17 protein-coding genes, 1 other RNA gene and 1 pseudogene are annotated in these 19,849 nt (G+C 59.7%); 18 read left to right on the top strand and 1 reads right to left on the bottom strand.

Annotation, left to right across the window (positions count from 1 at the left end; all coding sequences use genetic code 11):
* The first annotated feature begins 351 nt into the window (after positions 1 to 351).
* The 3 genes from ONB25_04445 to ONB25_04435 all read left to right on the top strand — a co-directional run bounded on the left by ONB25_04445 (position 352) and on the right by ONB25_04435 (position 4,419).
* Positions 352 to 1,314: a glycosidase gene (locus ONB25_04445; protein ID MDZ7392139.1), complete on the top strand. Its 963-nt coding sequence runs from the start codon at positions 352 to 354 to the stop codon at positions 1,312 to 1,314.
* 38 nt (positions 1,315 to 1,352) lie between these two features.
* Positions 1,353 to 2,780 carry a hypothetical protein gene (locus tag ONB25_04440; GenBank protein ID MDZ7392138.1) on the top strand — a complete coding sequence of 476 codons (1,428 nt, stop codon included), beginning with the start codon at positions 1,353 to 1,355 and terminating at the stop codon, positions 2,778 to 2,780.
* A 103-nt stretch (positions 2,781 to 2,883) separates the two neighbouring features.
* Positions 2,884 to 4,419 (top strand): YifB family Mg chelatase-like AAA ATPase, encoded by a 1,536-nt coding sequence (locus ONB25_04435; GenBank protein MDZ7392137.1) that lies wholly within the window; start codon positions 2,884 to 2,886, stop codon positions 4,417 to 4,419.
* Between the two features lie 250 nt (positions 4,420 to 4,669).
* Here ONB25_04435 and ssrS read toward each other — a convergent pair.
* Positions 4,670 to 4,858: non-coding RNA, 6S RNA (ssrS, locus tag ONB25_04430), on the bottom strand.
* A gap of 330 nt (positions 4,859 to 5,188) precedes the next feature.
* Here ssrS and ONB25_04425 point away from each other — a divergent pair.
* From ONB25_04425 to ONB25_04355, 15 genes and pseudogenes are all read left to right on the top strand, one after another.
* Positions 5,189 to 6,328: a P1 family peptidase gene (locus tag ONB25_04425; protein ID MDZ7392136.1), complete on the top strand. Its 1,140-nt coding sequence runs from the start codon at positions 5,189 to 5,191 to the stop codon at positions 6,326 to 6,328.
* Positions 6,329 to 6,350: 22 nt separating this feature from the next.
* Positions 6,351 to 6,572, top strand: a complete 222-nt coding sequence (locus tag ONB25_04420) for a DUF2905 domain-containing protein (protein MDZ7392135.1) — start codon at positions 6,351 to 6,353, stop codon at positions 6,570 to 6,572.
* 37 nt (positions 6,573 to 6,609) lie between these two features.
* Positions 6,610 to 7,908 (top strand): nodulation protein NfeD, encoded by a 1,299-nt coding sequence (locus ONB25_04415; protein ID MDZ7392134.1) that lies wholly within the window; start codon positions 6,610 to 6,612, stop codon positions 7,906 to 7,908.
* 40 nt (positions 7,909 to 7,948) lie between these two features.
* Complete coding sequence (locus ONB25_04410) at positions 7,949 to 8,704, top strand: slipin family protein (GenBank protein ID MDZ7392133.1); 756 nt, start codon at positions 7,949 to 7,951, stop codon at positions 8,702 to 8,704.
* 103 nt (positions 8,705 to 8,807) lie between these two features.
* The gene (locus ONB25_04405) at positions 8,808 to 9,962 is read left to right on the top strand and encodes an aminotransferase class V-fold PLP-dependent enzyme (GenBank protein ID MDZ7392132.1); all 1,155 of its coding nucleotides are present in this window, start codon (positions 8,808 to 8,810) and stop codon (positions 9,960 to 9,962) included.
* Positions 9,963 to 10,012: 50 nt separating this feature from the next.
* Complete coding sequence (locus ONB25_04400) at positions 10,013 to 11,242, top strand: tetratricopeptide repeat protein (protein MDZ7392131.1); 1,230 nt, start codon at positions 10,013 to 10,015, stop codon at positions 11,240 to 11,242.
* Between the two features lie 1,004 nt (positions 11,243 to 12,246).
* Positions 12,247 to 13,620 carry a DNA repair protein RadA gene (gene radA / locus ONB25_04395; GenBank protein ID MDZ7392130.1) on the top strand — a complete coding sequence of 458 codons (1,374 nt, stop codon included), beginning with the start codon at positions 12,247 to 12,249 and terminating at the stop codon, positions 13,618 to 13,620.
* Between the two features lie 8 nt (positions 13,621 to 13,628).
* Positions 13,629 to 14,789, top strand: coding sequence for a tRNA guanosine(34) transglycosylase Tgt (tgt, locus tag ONB25_04390; protein MDZ7392129.1), 1,161 nt, complete (start codon positions 13,629 to 13,631; stop codon positions 14,787 to 14,789).
* Positions 14,786 to 15,100: a preprotein translocase subunit YajC gene (gene yajC, locus ONB25_04385; GenBank protein MDZ7392128.1), complete on the top strand. Its 315-nt coding sequence runs from the start codon at positions 14,786 to 14,788 to the stop codon at positions 15,098 to 15,100. The genes tgt and yajC overlap by 4 nt, the downstream gene beginning before the upstream one ends.
* A gap of 72 nt (positions 15,101 to 15,172) precedes the next feature.
* Entirely contained in the window at positions 15,173 to 16,123 is a 951-nt protein-coding gene (fmt, locus tag ONB25_04380; GenBank protein MDZ7392127.1) for a methionyl-tRNA formyltransferase, read from the top strand.
* A 7-nt stretch (positions 16,124 to 16,130) separates the two neighbouring features.
* On the top strand, positions 16,131 to 17,522 hold the full coding sequence (gene rsmB, locus ONB25_04375; GenBank protein ID MDZ7392126.1) for a 16S rRNA (cytosine(967)-C(5))-methyltransferase RsmB: 1,392 nt from the start codon (positions 16,131 to 16,133) through the stop codon (positions 17,520 to 17,522).
* Between the two features lie 18 nt (positions 17,523 to 17,540).
* Positions 17,541 to 18,287: a PASTA domain-containing protein gene (locus ONB25_04370; GenBank protein MDZ7392125.1), complete on the top strand. Its 747-nt coding sequence runs from the start codon at positions 17,541 to 17,543 to the stop codon at positions 18,285 to 18,287.
* A gap of 109 nt (positions 18,288 to 18,396) precedes the next feature.
* Positions 18,397 to 18,594 (top strand): annotated as a pseudogene (locus ONB25_04365) (cold shock domain-containing protein).
* Between the two features lie 92 nt (positions 18,595 to 18,686).
* Entirely contained in the window at positions 18,687 to 19,127 is a 441-nt protein-coding gene (locus ONB25_04360) for a hypothetical protein (GenBank protein MDZ7392124.1), read from the top strand.
* Position 19,128: 1 nt separating this feature from the next.
* Complete coding sequence (locus ONB25_04355; GenBank protein ID MDZ7392123.1) at positions 19,129 to 19,842, top strand: hypothetical protein; 714 nt, start codon at positions 19,129 to 19,131, stop codon at positions 19,840 to 19,842.
* Positions 19,843 to 19,849: the final 7 nt, after the last annotated feature.

Here is a 19,849-nt window from a genome sequence, read left to right as displayed (position 1 = left end):
GGTGCCAACCTTGTCAATTGGCACCGCAGGACAAGCCCAAGCCGGGGTTACCTCACCCCGCCGGAGCAGGCATGTTTCTCTAAGCACAAGGTCGCGCGCACGCGCAGAAGCTTGGACATCGTCAACATGCTGAGACAGCCTCGGGGCGCACAAGGACACGAGGCGAGGGTTCTTCCCCCAAGAGGCGGCTGTGAGCCACAGAATCCCGGGCGCGCTGATGCCCAGTTGGTTTCCGGCTGCTACGGTGATCCCTGGGTTCTGTGTGGTGCGCTTTTGCGCTGCTTGCAAAGCTGGAATGGGATGGAGAGGACATGTTGGAACTGAACTTTGCCAGGAGGTGTGGAAACGGGTATGAAGGACGTGGCAGGATTTGCGCAATTCTCTGAGCTCTTTCGGCGTCACCCCCGAAATCCTATTTTGACAGCATCCGATTGGCCCTATCCGGCCAATGCCGTGTTTAATCCCGGAGCGGTGCTCTTCGAGGGCTCCACATTGCTCTTGGCCCGCGTAGAAGATATGCGGGGCTTTTCGCACCTGACCGTGGCGCGCAGTAAAGACGGCGTGAGCAATTGGCAGATCGATCCCCAGCCGACCTTTGCTCCAGACCCTGAGCACCACCCCGAGGAACTATGGGGGGTCGAAGATCCACGCATCGTGTGGCTGGAGGAGCTGGACCGTTACGCAATCACATACACCGCTTTCTCGGAGAGGGGGCCCCTGGTTTCGTTGGCCATGACCAAGGATTTTCGTACCTTCGAGCGTCGGGGTCCTATCATGCCGCCCGAGGACAAAGATTCGTCGCTGTTTCCGAGACGGTTCAAAGGGCGGTGGCTGCTGATTCACCGCCCCATGCCAGTGACGCCGGGAGCGGGCGCGCACATCTGGGTCTCTTACTCCCCTGACCTCACCCATTGGGGCGACCATACCATCTTGTTGGAGGCGCGGCAAGGCGGATGGTGGGATGCGCGCAAGGTCGGTCTCAACGCGCCGCCCATCGAGACGCCTGAGGGGTGGCTCATCATCTACCACGGCGTGCGCACCACTGCCGCCGGTGCCATCTACCGCCTGGGACTGGCCTTGTTGGACCTGGATGAGCCGACCACGGTCATCGCACGCTCCGATACATGGGTGTTCGGCCCGCGTGAGCTATACGAGCGCGTAGGTGATGTGGCCGACGTGGTCTTCCCGTGCGGTGCGATACTGGACCCACAGACAAAGGAGGTGCGCCTGTACTACGGGGCAGCGGACACCACCATCGCCTTGGCCACTGCACCCCTGGCTGACCTGCTGGCTCACTTGAAGGGGAAACGCTGAGACATCGCAGGTCGACTGGCACTGGGGAGGAGACCGCTATGTATGCAGCCTGGCGGAGGTGGAAGGCGTGCCTTGCGGGCATCCTCACCGCCTGCTCCTGTGCCTGCCCGCGCCCCCCTGCACTCCAGGGGTCGCTGGTCAATTTTTCCCACCTCGAGCACCTCTGCGAGTGGAGAGTCATGGACGGCGACTCCGTGGTCATCGTGCACATCTACGCGGAAGCCCCTGACTACCACTGGGTCCCCGCCCCCGGGGAGGGCATTGCCTGCGTTGACGACGCTGCCCGAGCGGCCGTGGCCCTTTTGCGACACGCCACCCTCACCGGCGACACCTCGCGCTTACACCTTGCGCGCGGGCTGCTGCGCTTTGTTCTCAAACTCCAGACCGAAGACGGAGAATTCTGCAACTTTGTGGACCATGGCCTCCAGATCAATAGCCAAGGAGCCACCAGCCGCAAGGGCTTCGGCTTTACTGCGGCGCGTGCGTACTGGGCGCTGGCAAGCGCCTATCGCTTCTTTGTGCATAGAGACGCACCCTTCGCCACCGAACTTCGTCAGGCTTTCCTCCGCTGTCGTGCTCCATTGGCAAAGCTCCTCGACTCTTACCAGCAGTACGAGGTGATCCAAGGACGCCGCTACCCGAAATGGCTCGTTCAGCAGTACGCGGCCGACGCCACTAGCGAGTTGCTCCTAGGATTGGCGGAATACCTCCGGGCAGAGCAGAACCCCGAGCTCAGCGCCATGGCGCGGCAGCTGTGCGACGGTCTTCTGGCAATGCAGCTGGAGGAATCAGAGCGATACCCGGGCGCCTTTCTCTCCTGGTCGGGCGTGTGGCACGCGTGGGGCAACGCACAAAGCCAGGCGTTGACCGACTTGGGCGCACTTCTTGGTGACAAACGCCTCCTGGCGGCGGCTGAACGAGAAGCCAGACAGTTCTCTGGGCGCATGCTGGCAGAAGGTCAGATGCACCAGTTTGTCCTGGGCGAGCAAATCCAGTCAAGTGAGTTTCCCCAGATTGCTTATGACATTCGATGCACCGCACTCGGCCTCCTGGGTGTGGCGCAGGCTACTGGTGACACCACTTTTGCGGTGGCTGCCGGACTCGTGGCAGGCTGGTTTTTTGGCAACAACCCCGCCGGCCAGCCGATGTATGACACCACGACTGGCATGTGCTATGACGGCCTCGAAGGTCCCGAACGCATCAACCGCAATGCCGGGGCCGAATCCACCGTGGAAGCACTGTTGACGTTGCTGGAGGTGCTACACCACCCGGTGGCTGCGCGTTACATTAGCTACCGCTCTGATACGACCCGCGCCTGTCCCACCTCACCGGGGTACACATGCCGCGTATTCAGCGGAGGAGTTAGGGCCGCCACGGTCTGCTTTGACCATCAAGCGCTGGACTTTACCATCTCCGTGGGGAGCAGGACGGAGCCCCGCACCAGAAAAGCCTCACACCGCCGGTGACTGCAGCTCGTCCCCCTCATATGTGTGCACCCGGTGTGCTTTTCGCTTGCTTTTTTCCTCATTTCTGCTATATTGCCAAGCGGTAAGCCAAACGGGGTAGTCTATGCTGGGCAGGGCACTGAGTGCGACAGTCTTAGGGATCGACGCCTACATCGTGAAGGTCGAGGCGCACCTAGAGTCGGGGTTGCCCTCCTTCGCCACTGTGGGCCTTCCGGACGGAGCCGTGCGCGAGTCCAAGGAGCGCGTGAGCGCCGCCATCAAGAACAGCGGCTTCCGCCTTGCCCCTAAGCGGGTAACCGTCAATCTGGCACCTGCGGACGTGAAAAAGGAAGGCTCGGCTTTTGACCTGCCGATGGCTGTTGCCATTTTGGCAGCGACTAACCAGGTGGCGCTTTCTCGTCTCGACAACTTTGCCCTAGTTGGTGAACTAGCCCTGGACGGGACGGTCCGGCCAGTGCGCGGTGTTCTGCCCATTGCGGTGGCCGTGCGTAGCAACAACATCGCCGGGCTGATCGTCCCGAACGAGAACGCCCGAGAGGCGGCCATGACCCAGGGGCTGACGGTCATCCCGGTGGGCCATCTGCGCGAAGCGGTCGACTTCTTGGACGGCCGCACTAATCCGGAACCTTTCACCGTCAACCTACAAGAGGTTTTTGCGCAAAGCCGGCAATACGACATCGACTTCCAGGATGTAAAGGGCCAGGAACATGTGAAGCGCGCGCTGGAAGTCGCCGCTGCTGGTGGACACAACATTCTCATGATTGGGCCTCCTGGCTCCGGCAAGACCATGCTGGCCAAACGCATCCCCACCATCCTGCCGGACCTGACCTTCGAAGAGGCCTTGCAGACCACCAAGATTCACTCCGTGGCGGGCTTGTTGCCACCTAATACGGCGCTCATCGCCACCCGCCCTTTTCGTTCACCACACCACACCATCAGCGATGCCGGCCTCATCGGCGGGGGCACCATCCCCAAACCGGGCGAGGTGAGCCTGGCCCATTTCGGTGTCCTCTTCCTCGACGAACTCCCGGAGTTCAAGAAAAACGTCTTGGAGGTGCTTAGGCAGCCTCTGGAAGATGGCAAGGTGACCATCTCCCGCGCCATGATGTCGCTCACCTATCCGGCCGAATTTATGTTGGTCGCAGCCATGAATCCATGCCCGTGTGGGTATCGTACCGACCCAACTCATGAGTGCTCATGCACACCCCCACAGATTCAGCGGTATCTCTCGAGGATTTCTGGTCCACTCTTGGACCGGATTGACCTGCACGTGGAGGTGCCTGCGGTCAAATACCGGGAGCTTGCTGGCAAGACGGTGGGTGAGCCTTCGGCAGCTATTCGAGAACGCGTGATCAGGGCGCGCGAGATTCAGCTGCGCCGCTTCAAAGACAGGAAAACGCTCTTCTGCAACGCGCGTATGGAGTCGAAGGATATCCGCCGCTATTGCCAGGTAGACAGCCGGGGCGAAGAGCTACTCCGCACCGCCATCACCCGACTGGGGTTCTCCGCCCGTGCCTACGACCGTGTACTTAAAGTAGCCCGCACCATCGCCGACCTGGAGGGAAGCGAGGAGATTCGACCCGAGTTCGTGAGCGAAGCCATTCAATACCGCACGCTAGACAGAAACTGGATGCTGTAAACCCCTGGGCTTTTCGCGCCATAGCACGGCACTCGAGTCCCTCCTCCCTGTGGCACATAGCCAATACTCAAGCAGCGGGCGGTGTGGCTTGCATCCGCAAGGGCGAATCCCTCTGCACCATACGACCCGACCACATATCAGAACCAAGGGGCCCAGAGTTGCCGCCTAGAGGACAAAATTGCCCCACCACGCAGACTTCCACACGCAAGGGGCACTGAGGCAAAGGTGAGCGCGGTATGGCAGGAATAGAAAAATCCCTGCAAATTAGGATGGTTGCGTAAAGAACCGTGCTCAACACGGTGGGCACCGCCTGGGCGTTTCTCACTTCCACTACCGCGGCGCGCGCGGTGAGGCATGTGATCCACGTCCAGAGCTCGGCTCCCTATTGGCAGGTGTTGGCTCTTTAATTGACAAGCCACCGCTCAATTTGCAGGGATATTTTCGAAGCCACCTGCATTTTAGCAAAAATATTCGAGAATGTCAAGCGGAAAATTTGTTTCGCAGCTCTTTTCGCACACATTTCTTATTGGGTAGATGGACGTGCGTTCCCTCTGCGCCAGGTACGCTCTTTGCATTTTCCAGGCGCTCTGCATTCTTGATGACGAACAGGTGGATACCGGCCAGTAACCACCACGTCTGGAAAAACAAGTTGATTTTGATAAGCCCTTTTGCTAAATTGCGAGTGCCTGAAGGCGACCTGTTTCCAGTTCGGTCGCAGAAAGGGTAGCGGATGGGATTCGCCTTGGCCATTCTCGTGTTGAGCACGGCAATGCGTGCGTCGGAAGTGCAAGGCCCACGGGAGGCACGGCGTCCGCGCGCCCGCGAGCTTGGCGTGTGCATCGGGGTGCTTCGCCCGGGCCCGTGGAACGCCATCACCGACGTCGACGGGGTCCGGGTCGGCCACTACACGGTGATCGAGGGCGACAGCGTGCGGACGGGCGTGACGGTCATCGTCCCGCACGGAGGCAACCTGTACCAGGAGCGAGTGCCGGCGGCTGTGAGCATTGGCAACGCCTTTGGCAAGCTGGCCGGTTCCACTCAGGTCGAGGAATTAGGCGAGATAGAGACGCCCATCGCTCTCGTGAACACGCTCAGCGTTCCAGTGGCAGCCATGGCTCTCATCGACTACACTCTGCGCGCACCCGGCAACGAAGCGGTGCACTCCGTCAACCCAGTGGTTGGCGAGACCAATGACGGCTGGCTCAACGACATCACGGCTCGGCGGTTGACCGTTGGCGAAGTGCTCGCCGCCATCGAACACGCCAGCTCAGGTCCGGTCGCGGAAGGGTCGGTGGGCGCCGGAACTGGTACGGTCTGTTTCGGTTTCAAGGGAGGCATCGGCACAGCATCCCGTGTACTCCCTCCTTCGCGCGGCGGTTACACCGTAGGTGTGCTGGTGCAAACAAACTTTGATGGGATTCTTCAGGTGAACGGCGCGCCGGTGGGCAGGGAGCTGGGACGCTTCGCCATGGCAGAAGAATTGGGTGCTCAAGGAGATGGCTCCTGCATGATTGTGCTGGCCACTGACGCCCCATTGCTCAGTCGCAACCTCAAGCGACTCGCAAAACGCGCACTGTTCGGGCTGGCGCGCACAGGCGGCTACTGCTCCAACGGCAGTGGGGACTATGTGATTGCTTTTTCCACCCACCCGGCGGTGCGGCTGCCCCGCAAACCGGAAGGAGGCGTGCATCGATTCCAGGAGCTACCCAACAGCGCCCTTTCCCCGCTCTTCTTAGCAGCGGTCGAAGCCACCGAAGAGGCAATTCTCAATTCCCTGTTCTGTGCAACAACAGTCCAAGGCAGAAACGGTCACGTGGCCGAGGCTCTGCCCATTGAGCGAGTGATGGAGATTTGCCAGAAGTACAACGTGCTCCATTGGGACCGGAATCTGCCGCTTAGGCGGCAGTAGAAACCCTTCGGCGATGCACTCTATGGATCTCCAACCTGTGGCGCGTATCCTGATTGTGGTAGGCTTGCTCCTAGCAGGGGTCGGCGTTGTGCTTTTGCTGTTCAAGCAACTGCCCTTGCTCGGGCGCTTGCCGGGAGATGTCGTTGTCCAACGCAAACATTTCACCTTCTACTTTCCAGTGACCACGTGCATCGTGCTCAGCCTGCTGCTCACGCTTATCCTCTACCTGTTTGCAAGACGGTAGGACGCGAGAACACGGGGTCCAACGAGGTTTAGAACAGATGAAGACAACGTTGGTTCGCATACCGGTCATCGCCTCCCTTCTTCTGCTCGCTGCGCAGGTCTGCGGCGCTGCGGGGCGAGTGCACGTCATCAAGGTTGAGGGTGACGTCAACCCCGTACTCGCGCGCTTTATCATCAGGCACATCGAAAAAGCCGAGAAGGAACAGGCCGAGTGTCTGGTGATCAAGATGGACACGCCTGGCGGGTTGGTGCTTTCCACGCAGGACATCGTAAAGCGTATCCTGGCCGCAGAAGTCCCCGTGGTGGTCTACGTGTGGCCCAGCGGCGGCGGAGCCGTATCCGCTGGCGTTTTCATAACTATGGCAGCGCATTTCGCCATCATGGCACCCGGGACCAACATTGGCGCGGCACACCCGGTAGGTATTGGGGCCCAGGACACCTCCAAGACGATGGCCGAAAAGACCACCAACTGGGCAGCAGCATGGATGCGCTCCATTGCGGAAAAGCGAGGCCGCAACGCTGATTGGGCCGAAAAGGCGGTGCGCGAGAGCGCCTCAATTACCGAAGAGGAAGCGCTGAAGAAAAAGGTGGTCGACTATGTATGCGCCTCTCTCGACGAGGTGCTGGAAACCCTTGATGGCAAAGAGACAGAGGTGGCTTCGGGCCGCAAGACCTTGCACACCAAAGGGGCCTCCCTCCACGAATACCACATGGACTGGCGCTCGCTCATATTGTACAGGATCTCCAATCCCACCATCGCCTATATCCTTCTTGTGCTCGGCATCTATGGGATCTTTTTCGAGCTGTCCAACCCCGGGTCGGTATTGCCGGGCGTCGTGGGAGGCATATTCTTGATCCTTGCGTTTTTCGCGCTGCAGCAGTTACCCATTCGTGCCGCAGGGTTGTTGCTTATTCTCTTCGCCCTTGTGCTCTTTATTTTGGAGGTGAAGGTCACGAGCTACGGGGTTCTTACCATTGGAGGGATCATAGCCATGCTCATCGGCTCGTTGATGCTGTTCCAGGAGGCGTCAATGCCCAGCATGCGCCTTGACTGGCGAGTCGCCCTTGCAGCAGCGATTACCACTGGGGTTTTCTTCTTCTTCGCCATGGGTATGGCACTGAAGGCCAAGATGACCAAACCAACCACAGGCAAGGAGGGTTTGATCGGAGAAAAAGGGGTAGTGATCACCGACCTGGCCCCAGAGGGGCAGGTAAGACTCCACGGGGAGATCTGGACCGCCTACAGCGACGAACCCATCCCCGCTGGACAAAAGATTCGTGTCGTAGCAGTGGAAGGCATGAGCCTGAAAGTTGAGAAGCTTGCCGCGGGTCGATGACCGCGCGCAGTGACAGCACACAAGCCATAGGAGGCAGACTATGTCACCTCTCATCATCGTCGTAGTCATAGGTTTTTTTCTTGTGTTGAGCGCCATCAAGATTCTGCGGGAGTATGAGCGAGGCGTGATCTTTCGCCTTGGCAGACTGGTTGGGGTGCGCGGTCCGGGCATTTTCCTCATCATCCCATTCGTGGACAGAATGGTGAAGGTCAGCCTGCGCACGGTCACCATGGACGTGCCACCCCAAGACGTCATCACGCGCGACAACGTCTCGGTGAAAGTGAACGCCGTCCTCTATTTCCGCGTGATGGACCCCGCCAAGGCAGTGGTGGAAGTTGAGGACTATCTGTTTGCGACCTCGCAGCTGGCGCAGACCACGCTCCGCAGCGTACTCGGTCAGGCGGAGTTGGACGAGCTCTTATCGGCGCGCGACAAGATCAATCGGGAGCTCCAGCAGATCATCGACCACCAGACCGACCCCTGGGGCATCAAAGTCTCGATGGTGGAGGTCAAACATGTGGACCTGCCCACGGAGATGCAGCGCGCCATGGCCCGTCAGGCAGAGGCAGAGCGTGAGCGGCGTGCCAAGGTGATCAATGCCGAAGGCGAATTCCAAGCCTCTAGAAAACTGGCCGACGCGGCCAAGGTCATCGCCTCCGAACCAATGGCCATGCAACTCCGCTTCCTCCAGACTCTAACCACGATTGCCTCGGAGAACAACTCCACCACCGTTTTCCCGCTCCCGATCGAATTGGTGAAACCGTTCATTGAGTTGGAGAAAAAACGAAGACGGTAGCCGAGGAGCACGCCAGGCACAGGACAAAGTGGGAGAAGGCGAGGACCAGAGGCCTCGCCTTCTCCTCTCCACCTCAGGATCCGCCTGGCTACGCTTTGCATGCATGAAACCAACGGAACCGCACCCGTCGATGCTCACTGACCGCGACGTTGTCCGATACCGGCGTGAGTTCGCGATCGTCCCTGAGTACGCCTACCTTAACCATGCTTCTAACGCCCCCGAGTCGCGGAGGGTCAAAGAGAAAATCCTCGAGCACCTCCGGGACTGCGAGTACGGCGACCTGAGAGAGGAGCAGTGGCACGCCTTTGCCGAGCAAACCAGGAAACTCTTGGCCGACCTCATCCAGGCGGAGCCGGAGGAGATCACTTTTGTGCAAAGCGTGACCGCGGCCGCTGCCTTAGTGGCGCAGGCACTCCGCCTGCAACCCGGCGACAACATCGTCACGCCGGTCAATCAATTCCCAGCCAATATTCATCCCTGGCTTAATCTGCAGAACATAGGGGTGGAAACGCGCCTGGTCAAGATGCCAAGGGACGGCAGCATTGAACCGCTGGCCGAGGCAATAGACAAGCGCACGCGTCTGCTGAGCCTCTGCTTCGTGGAGTATGACGATGGGTGGCGCCATGACCTGGCAGCAGTGGGTGAACTGTGTCGCCGGCGCAATGTGCTCTTCTTCGTGGACGGCACCCAAGGCGTGGGGGCGCTGCGCATGAACGTACGGGCAGTGGCGGCCGACTTTGTCGCCGTCAACGGGGTCAAATGGCTCATGGGACCGTGGGGGCAGGGAATGCTCTACATACGGAAGGAGCTACTCCCTTCCCTCTTCACCCCAACCCTTGGATGGCTGAGTGTGGAGAATCCAACCGCATTTTCCGATCTTCGGCAGCCGTACAAGCAATCTGTGCACCGCTTCGAAGGCGGCTGTCAAAACTTGTTGGGCATCGCTGGACTCGGCGCCAGTGTGAGCATGCTTGCCGAAGTGGGTGTCCCGCAAATCGAGGAAAGGGTTCTGTGGCTCACCGAACGCGCGGCATCTCTGGTCCAAGAGAAAGGGTACGAGCTGGTGACCCGCATGACGGACGGCCACCGGTCTGGCATCCTCAGTTTTCGGCATCGGCGCGTTCCTGCGCGTATGGTTTATGAGCAGCTGCTGGAGAAAAAGGTGGTGACCTCCGAGAGGAATGGGCTAATCAGGATTTCGCCCCACTTCTACAACAACGCGGAGGACATTGACCGGCTGGTGGAAGCACTTCCATGATCTCACCGTGTGCGCGGAATTGGGTCTATGAACGCCGAGGAGTTGTTTTGATGGGAAGGTATCTCTGCCTGGTCTTGGCCCTGTTTGTCACAGGTTGCGCATCGCGACAGCCCCAGCACGGAGGAACCGGAACTTCGCTGAACGAACTTGTCCTCTCAGTCAAGCTTGCGCCGGAAGATGTCGATGCGCGAGTCAGACTCGGCGTGGCCTACGCCCGCCTCGGCCAACTCCGCCAGGCGGTGGCGCAGTTTGACAGCGCCCTAAAGCGAGCGCCTGAATATCCCCCTGCTCTTTACGAAAAGGGCCAAACCCTGAGGACCCTAGGATTACATAGTGAAGGAAAAAACCTCATCCTTCGGGCGGTCCGCTCTCCGGCCGGTAGTGAGCTCTTGGCGCGCCTGGCTCGCGAGTTGGGTCGGCCGTTCCACATCGAGCAGCTCACCACCGGACGATATCACCACGCCTTTGCCAGCTGGTTCCCCGACGGTCAGCGGTTGGCCTTGCAATCCAACCGGGGTGGTAACTGGGACCTGTATGTGCTGAATATTCGCACAGGTGCTTTGACCCGCCTGACCGACCACCCTGGCAGAGATGAGGCCCCGTTTGTTTCCCACGACGGCAGTGTACTGGTCTTCACCTCCACGCGAGACAGCGAGCCCTTTGCGGACCCCAGACTGCAGCAGCGCGAGATATACCTCTACGCGTTGGACAAGAGCCAGGTCAAGCGTTTGACCACCACGCATACGGACGACTTTCACCCCGTGCTGGATCCCCAAGGCCATACCCTGTTTTTCGTCAGTGCGCAAAGCGAAAAGCGGCGTACTTTGATGGCACTGGATCTGACGCGTCGTACCACTCGGCCAGTGACTGGCCCGGATGTCGATTCCTTCGGGCCAGCAGTGTCGCCTGACGGTGCCTTTTTGCTTTTCGTCCAAGAGGAAAATGGCCGGTCCCTTCTTTGCGAGTTGGAATTACGCACTGGTCGCATAAGCATCCTCACTGACGCTCTGGGTGCGAAAGCATCCCCTTGCTACTCACCCGATGGCAAACAAATCGTCTTTGCCGCGAAGGACAACGGTCGCTACGATCTCTTTCTCATGGCACGGGACGGCACAGCTTTGCTTCGCCTGACCGACGATGAGGCCATCGATGGACATCCGCGCTTTTCGCCGGAGGGGGACCGCATCGTGTTCCACTCTGATCGCACACGTGTATTCCAGCTTTACCTGATTGATTTGACCCGCCCGCCTGCGATAGAGGAGCTGGAGGAACTGTTTTAGGCCAATAGCGACGCAACCAGCGACCCCGGGAAAAAATGACTTGATTTTCTGCAATATTTTCCCTATTTTGGCTTGGGCGCCTTCTGTAAAGGCGCACCCTGCGTCGCGAGCTTTTGGCTGCGGCTCACGGAGCATTCTTGGCGCGTGGACTCCTAAACCGGCCTGCAGGGTCCGCAGCCGCATTCTACGGGGGCCAAAACCTACTCCTGCACCTAGTCGGTAGCACCGGAGACTTGGTGGACAGTCAGCGTCCGAGCTCCAGACGCGGCCCATGGTTTCTTGCATTCGAGATTCAGGACCTCCGCAGTAGCGCAAGGTCACGTGCGGAAGACACGCACAGAGGGCGCACACCTTTCTAAGGCCTCGGCCTGCTTCACACCGTGGCAGCCTCCCCGAGGCAAATCGAGCGCAGGCGCAGCGGCTCAAGCACGGGCTGGTACATCTCGAATACCACACAAGGGAAAGGTAACACACACCTTGGCCCCTTGTTTCTGATCACGTGACGCACAGTGTGTGCGAGATGAGTCCTTGACTCGTGTGCTCAACTCCGTGAGATTGCGGTCCAAGGGCGAGGACCAGGGCGCGTGCAGCCGGACCGAACGCAGTGGCAGCAAACGGACGGGTGCTGCAAGAGCCGGTCAGGTCGCTCAAGGCCAATCAGTGGGTCCACCAACGAGGAGGAGGTGAGCGGACCGGCACACATTGAGAACGGGCAGTTAGGAGCGCACAGCAGGGTTCCCATGGGACCCGTGCAAGACCGTCTCCGCCTTCTGGGCGGCGGAGGAGACAAATCGGTTTCGTTCAAGGCGCGAGCAACTCGCTCGTACGAGAGTGCGCGCCATCGGCGTACAAATCGAAATAGAGACGGGAAAGACAATATCCGGAAACCTTAAAAGGTTGCCAGCGTTAGAAGTATCTGCTCCGTGTGGTATTGTTTCTCTGTCGTGCCCGCGCTCCGCGGCGTTCTCCACAGGTGCGGTTCTCCCTTGGCTGGGGACCAGTGCATGAGTGAAGGGAAAAAGCAAAAGAGCAGATTCGTTTGCCAGTCCTGCGGTTTCGTCTCGCCGAAATGGCTCGGGCGGTGCACGGAGTGCGGTGCGTGGAATAGCTTCGTGGAAGAGAGGGTTGTGCCTCAGCCCGCGCGGGCGCAGCGGCTCCCTGGGCCGGCTTTGAGTAGGCCAGTACGGCTCATCGATGTTGCCGGCACGGAAGAACCCCGCATCCGGACGCCATTTGGGGAGTTCAACCGAGTTTTGGGTGGGGGAATTGTCCCCGGCTCTGTGATTCTGGTTGGTGGTGAGCCGGGAATTGGCAAGTCCACGCTCATGCTGCAGCAGGCCATGGCCCTTGCCCAACCGGATCGCGCAGTGCTCTACGTTTCGGGCGAGGAATCGGCGCGCCAAACCAAGATGCGGGCCGAAAGGCTTGGCCCATGTGGGGAGCACCTCTTTGTGCTGGCAGAGACAAACATCGACGCAGTGCTGGAAGCCATTGACGAGCTGCGCCCAGGGCTGGTTGTGGTCGACTCGATTCAGACGATGTACAAACCGCTCTTCGAGAGCGCGCCCGGCAGCATCAGCCAGGTGCGGGAATGTGCGTTAGAGCTGATCTCTCTGGCCAAGCGCAGTGCAGTTCCCGTCTTCCTGATTGGGCATGTGACCAAGGAAGGCTATCTCGCGGGCCCCAAGACACTGGAGCACATGGTCGATACGTTGCTCCTGTTCGAAGGCGACCGCGACCACATGTACCGCGTCCTGCGTGCAGTGAAAAACCGCTTCGGTTCCACGCGCGAGATCGGCGTCTTCGAGATGACGGACAGCGGCCTCGCGGAAGTAACAAACCCTTCTGCCTATTTTCTCTCCGAGCGGCGGGGAGACACAAGCGGCAGCGTGGTAAGCTGCGTCTTGGAAGGTACGAGGCCGATCTTGGTAGAGATTCAGGCGCTGGTGGCACCGACTAGTTACGGTGTGCCTCAGCGTACCACCTCGGGCGTCGACCATCGCCGCGTGGCGCTGCTTCTGGCAGTGCTGGAAAAACGCCTTGGGCTTAGGCTGGGCACTTTCGACGTCTTCGTCAACGTGGCTGGGGGAGCCCGCCTGGATGAGCCAGCCGCAGACTTGGGCATTGCCGTGGCGATCGCTTCCAGTATGCAGAACAAGGTTGTCGACCCGGTGGCAGTTGCAGTCGGCGAAGTAGGGCTGGGCGGCGAAGTGCGTGCCGTGGCCCATCTGGACAAGCGCCTGGGAGAAATCCAGCGAATGGGCTTTGCGCGCGCCCTGGTGCCATCCTCCAGCATGCGCACCACACGACGCCCAGGCGGACTCGACGTAGTTGGGGTAGAGCGCGTTGACGCTGCGCTCAAGCAGTTACTTACATAGGGAAAGGCGTGCGTTTTTCCGTTCAGAAGAAAGATATCCACAGTGCGGCGCGCGTGGGAACTCTGGAGTTACCACACGGCGTCGTGGAAACCCCCGCGTTCATGCCCGTGGGCACCCAAGGGACGGTAAAAACTCTGTCACCCGACGATCTGGTGGCGTGCGGGGCCCAAATCATCCTGAGCAACACCTACCACCTCTACTTGCGCCCAGGGGTAGAGCTGGTGCGAAGAGCCGGGGGTATTCAACGCTTCGCCTCTTGGAACCGACCAGTGCTCACCGACAGCGGCGGTTATCAAGTCTTTAGTTTGGCTGAATTGCGCACCATAAACGAGCAAGGGGTACGTTTTCAGTCCCATCTGGATGGCTCCTACCACTTCTTCACGCCGGAGCTGGTAGTAGACTTGCAGCGGGCTCTCGGTTCGGACATCGCTATGGTCCTGGACGAATGCACCCCCTACCCCTGTGAGTGGAGCTATGCGAAGGACTCCATGGAAATGACCGTGCGGTGGGCAGAGAGGAGCTTAAAGCGCTGGAAGGAGACCGAGCCCGTCCTGGGGTTCGAACAAAGTCTCTTTGCCATCGTGCAAGGGAGCACGTACCCCGATCTGCGCGAAGAATGCTGTGACCGCCTCGCGGAGCTTGATTTTCCGGGATACGCCATTGGGGGACTCTCGGTGGGCGAACCCAAGAGCGCTCTCTACGAGACTGCGGCACTCTGTGCGGAAAGGCTTCCTGAGGACCGTCCCCGGTACCTCATGGGCGTCGGTAAGCCGGAAGACCTTATCCACTGCGTGGCTCTTGGCGTTGATCTGTTTGACTGCGTTATGCCCACCCGCAATGGGCGCAACGGCACCGTGTTCACCAGGACGGGACCGTTGGTGGTCAAGAACGCGACCTGCAGCGAGGACTTTCGCCCAATCGATGAGACATGCGACTGCTATGCCTGTCGTACGTTCAGTCGCGCCTACATCCGACACCTGTTTCAGGCGGAAGAGATCCTCGCCCTGCGCCTGGCCACCATTCACAATCTGAGGTTCTACCTGCGCCTGATGGCCGAAATGCGCCAGGCAATCGCGCAGGGGCATTTTCTTGCATGGCGCGAAGAGTTCCTGGGGCACTATTTGAGTGAAAGCGAAGAAGAACTAACCAATGCAAGGAGGCCAATGTGACCGCATTCTTGCCCGCGCTTTTGTTGAGCGCCTCCGGCTCTGCCGGGGCAAGGCCCGCCATGGGCATGTTCCTCTGGATCTTTCTGCTCATCGTCATTATGTACTTTTTTTTCATCCGTCCGCAGGCGAAGCGGCAAAAACAAGTGCGCGAGATGCTAGCCAGCATCCAGAAGGGCGATCGCGTGCTGACTGCAGGCGGCATTTACGGCGTGGTGGTGGGCGAAAAAGAACAGGAGAATATCGTTATCCTGAAAATTGCCGAAAACGTGAAGGTGGAGGTTGCCAAGGATAGAATTGTCTACAAAGCCTAACCTGATCCGAGTCGGCGCCGTGCCGCTTGCGCGGCGCCCTGCGCAAACCTCTCATACGTCGCGTGGAGGGCTATGAATGCGCTGAGAATTGTGTTCTTTGGCACCCCAGAGTTTGCGGTGCCCTCGCTTGAAGCATTGGTGCAAAGTCAGCACCAGGTGGTGGCGGTGGTGACCACCCCGGACCGCGAGCGGGGACGAGGGCTGACCCTACAACCCTCCCAGGTCAAGCTGTGCGCCAGTCGCCATCAGCTCCCTGTGCTTCAGCCTGAAGACCTCGTCGACCCGGCCTTCTTGGCTGCGCTGCGCCGGTGCGCTGCCGACCTGTTTGTGGTGGTGGCCTTCCGCATCCTGCCGCCGGAGGTTTTCACCATGCCACCCAAAGGCACGGTGAACCTCCATGCATCGCTTCTTCCCAAATACCGAGGCGCCGCGCCCATCAATTGGGCTATCATCAACGGTGAACGCGAGACCGGGGTGACTACTTTTCTCATTGAGGAAAAGGTGGACACTGGTGCCATCCTCCTGCAGCGTGCACTCCCCATAGGTCCGGAAGAAACCGCAGGGGAGCTGCACGACCGTTTGGCATTGGCGGGTGCAGAGTTGCTGGTCGAGACGGTTGAACGGATTGCGGAAGGGTCGGTCAAGCCGGTGCCACAGCAGGGCGAGGCGACTCGAGCACCCAAGATCGTGCGCGAGATGTGCGAAATCGATTGGCGCAGACCGGCCTCACAAATTCATAACCTGGTGCGAGGACTGTGCCCTTTTCCTGGGGCGTTTACTTATCAGGAGGGCAAGATACTCAAGGTCTACCGCACACAGGTGGTCAAGCCCTACGGACACGGCAAGCGTCCGGGACAGGTGGCGCGGGTCGATCGCAAGAGCGGCCTCATCCATGTCGCCACTGGTGAAGGGGTATTGGCGCTCTTGGAGATCCAGCCGGAGGGTAAGCGGCGCATGAGCGCCGAGGAGTTCCTGCAGGGGCACTCATTGCACCCTGGGATCATTTTTGGTGAGAGGAAATAGGCAACAAATGAAGGCACGTAATGCTCGACCAGTGCCGTCTGCGGCGGCCAGACCCGCTCCGGCGCGCCGACAGATGAACACCTCCCGCGAAGTTGCAGTGCACGTATTGCGGCAGTGGCATGAGGGGCACGGACGACTGGACCTGCTGCTGGACGAGACGCTAACGCGTTACCCTCTTGCACCCCGCGACCGTGCGCTAGCCACAGAGCTGGTCAACGGCAGCTGCCGCTGGATGGGCACCATCCATTGGCTTCTGGACCACCTCTTCCGCCGAGGGCTCAAGAGTTGTCCGACCACGATCCTCCCCATTTTGGAGACGGGCCTGTACCAGTTGTTGGCGCTGGACAGGATTCCGGACTATGCTGCCGTGGATCAGGCAGTGGAGCTGGCCCAGGCGACAGCAGGCAAGAACTGGGCGAGTGTGGTCAACGGCGTGTTGCGCTCTTTCATCCGCCAACGGGAGAGCATCCCGTGGCCGTCCATGGAAAACGATCCGGTGAAGGCCATCACTGCACGCTACTCACATCCTGCCTGGATGGTACGCCGATGGGTGAGCCGTTATGGAGTCGAGGAGACGGTGCGCATGTGCCAGGCGAACAACGCCGTGCCGCGATTCACCCTGCGCACGAACCGGCTACGAGCCGAGCCGGAAGAAATCCGCGCCTACCTCGAAACTATTGCCTCGCCCATTCCTTCGCCTTACGACGAAAACTTTCTTGTTCTTGGCAACCACCAGGTTGACGTGCGGCGCATGGACCTTGTCCGCGACGGCAAATGCTCCGTACAAGACGTCAGCGCCGGGCTCCCTGCGCGCCTCCTTGGCGCCACTGCGGATTCTATGGTAGTAGACCTCTGTGCGGCACCGGGTGGAAAGGCGGCCTATGTGGCGGAGCTCACGGGCGATCGGGCGCGCATCATCGCCTCCGACATTAGCAAGCTGCGCACTCGCCTCACCGCCGAGAATCGCGCTCGTCTGGGACTAACCCGTTTGTTCCCGGTGGTCGCCGATGGGAGGCGGCCTGCCGTGCGCGAGGCAACCCACGTCCTGCTGGACGCTCCCTGCACCGGTTTTGGGGTGCTCTCCAAACGTGCAGACTTGCGGTGGCAGCGGCGCGAAAAGGACATACCAGTGCTGGTGGCACTCCAGAAGCAGCTGCTCCATAGCGCCGCAAGCCTGGTGCCGGTGGGCGGCGTCGTGGTCTACAGCACCTGTACCATTGAGCCCGAGGAGAACGAGCAGGTGGTGGAACATTTTCTTCAGACCCATCCAGGCTTCGAACTTGACCACGCCTCCCAGTACATCCACCCGGACCTGGTCGATGGGGCCGGCTACGTGCGCACCTCCTACCGCCATGGGATGGACGGGAGCTTTGCCGCGCGCCTAGTCAGGCGAGCTTAGTCTTGCCGGAGGAGAACGATGGTGCCCAAGCCAGAGAGGATTTTCGCTACTCTGAAACGACTACTGTGGGGCGCAGTGGCTATCATTCTGCTGTATGTGACGTGCGATCGCGTGATCATGCCCCTGTATACCCGCCATGGTCGGGACGTGGCCGTCCCCGATGTTGTGGGTTTAACCTATGCTGCCGCCCAGTTGAAGCTGAGCCAAGCGGGTTTTCGCATCGTCAAGGCCGGCGAACAATTTGACAGCGAACATGAGCCGGGGGTGGTGCTGTTTCAGAGCCCTGAACCAGGCGCTCCGGCAAAAAGGGGCAGACGAATCTACGTGACCGTGAGTAAAGGTGAACGATTCGTTACCATGCCTAAGGTGGTTGGCGGCTCCGAACGCAGTGCCGCTCTCGAACTGTCCTCCCAGGGCCTAGTTCTTCGCAACATCCAGTATGTCTTTTCCACCGAGTACCTGCGCGACGTGGTATGTGACCAGTCGATCCCTGAAGGACAAGTAGTCAGACAAGGGACCGAGGTTGATATCGCCGTGAGCCTTGGCCCTGCGCCCGACCAGTTCGTGGTGCCTCAGCTGATAGGTAAGTCGCTGGCCGAAGCCAGCAAGATTATCGAGCGTGCAGGCCTGACCCTGGGTACGATACGGTATCAGACCTCAGAAAAGCTGCTCCCGGACACTGTCATTGACCAGGTCCCTGCCGGTGGGTCAGAGGCGGTCATGGGGCAACCCGTCGACTTGGTAGTAAGCCGCCTACCTGAGTAAAGCTACAGGACCAGGGCAAATCGCCTTGACAATGACGGACCGATTGGCTATATTTCCTCCCGGCAACCAGCAGCCAAAGCCGGAGGAAGAAGCGGCAGACGGACTGCGAATGCGCAAAGGGTTCGTGAAGTGGTTTGATGCAGCTAAAGGGTATGGCTTCATAGAAGACGAGCAAGGTCAGGAGGTGTTTGTCCACTTCACGGCCATCCAGGAGGAACGCTTTCGCACCCTTGAACCGGGCAGACCAGTTTTGTTTGCGAGTGTCAAAGGAGAGAAGGGGCCAAAAGCGATCAGGGTGATCAAAATGCCCACGGGAGAGAAAAACGTTCTGCCGGAGCGAGCGGCACGCGACAAGGATCCTTCCGAGTAGCGCTGGTCACCTTTGCCGTGAGGATGGACATGAAGCGCGTGTTTGGAAACAGAGATATTGCAAAGATTGCAAAAGTGTTGGGTGTGCAGCCCAAGAAGATGGCCAACAACTATCGCTTTCTTCTGGAAAACGAAGAAGACGGCCGCCGGCTCGCCCTGGAGATCTATCCGGATATTTCCATTGGGGAAAAGCAAGGCAACCTGGTTTCCGTGTATACCGGCAATGCCCACCTTCAGCTGCACTTTTGCACGGGGTATGTGGTGAGTGAACTCCTTGGGGAAGTGACCTTCATTGGTGAACATGAGGGGCGCTTGTCAGGTCTCATTGTGGAAAAAGAGGCTGGCTGTTCCCTGTATGCTAATGTGGACACGAGTCTTCTGTCCGGTGACCTTACGCGCCTCGGGCCCGAAGTGATGCTCTCAGGAATTGCCCTCTCGCTGACCGAACACCTCCTTCCCGAGTCCAAATAGCATGAGGCGGAGTGTGGCACCGGTGACCGAGGCGGGTGAACTCCTCCCCATCCTGCGCGACTTTGCCCTGAACAATGGTGCGGCACTGTTTGGAGCGTGCAAGCTCGGTGATCTGCAGGCCTCTTTCCACTTTGCCCCTGGGGAAGCCGAAGGCCTGGATTCGGCCCTCTCCATGGGAGTTCGCCTCTCACAGGCCATACTTGACGGGCTCCATGACGGCCCCACCCTGTTGTACAAGTGGCATTATCGCCAAGCCAACGCTCTGTTGGACAGGCTGGCCTTTCTCATCGCCGGCCTGCTCCAGGAACGAGGGTGGAGAGCAGTGCCGGTCCCTGCGTCTCAAGTAGTGGATTGGCATCTTCAGGTGGGGCACCTCTCCCATCGCCATGTCGCGGTAGCAGCCGGTTTGGGCTGGCTTGGCCGCAACAACCTCCTGGTCAGTCCCGCCTTCGGCGCTCAGGTACGCTTAGTGACCGTGCTCACTGACCTCCCCGTGCCACAGCCGGGGTTGGTGGAGTTCGGCTGCCAAGAGTGCCGCGCGTGCATTTCGGCCTGTCCGGCGCAGGCGATTGGCGAAACGGCCGCAGACTTTCAGTTTCAGCGTTGCTATGACCAGGTGCGTGCCTATGCCAAGAGCAGAAGTCTCGGCGTCTACATCTGCGGCATCTGCCAGCGGGTCTGTCCAGGCAGAACAAGCACAAAGCCCTCGAAATAAGCACCGC

The sequence above is a fragment of the candidate division KSB1 bacterium genome, from assembly GCA_034506335.1.
Taxonomy (GTDB): domain Bacteria; phylum Zhuqueibacterota; class Zhuqueibacteria; order JANLFK01; family Oleimicrobiaceae; genus Oleimicrobium.
The sequence above is the reverse complement of the archived record's forward strand: the minus strand, read 5'-3'. Positions and strand labels throughout refer to the sequence as shown.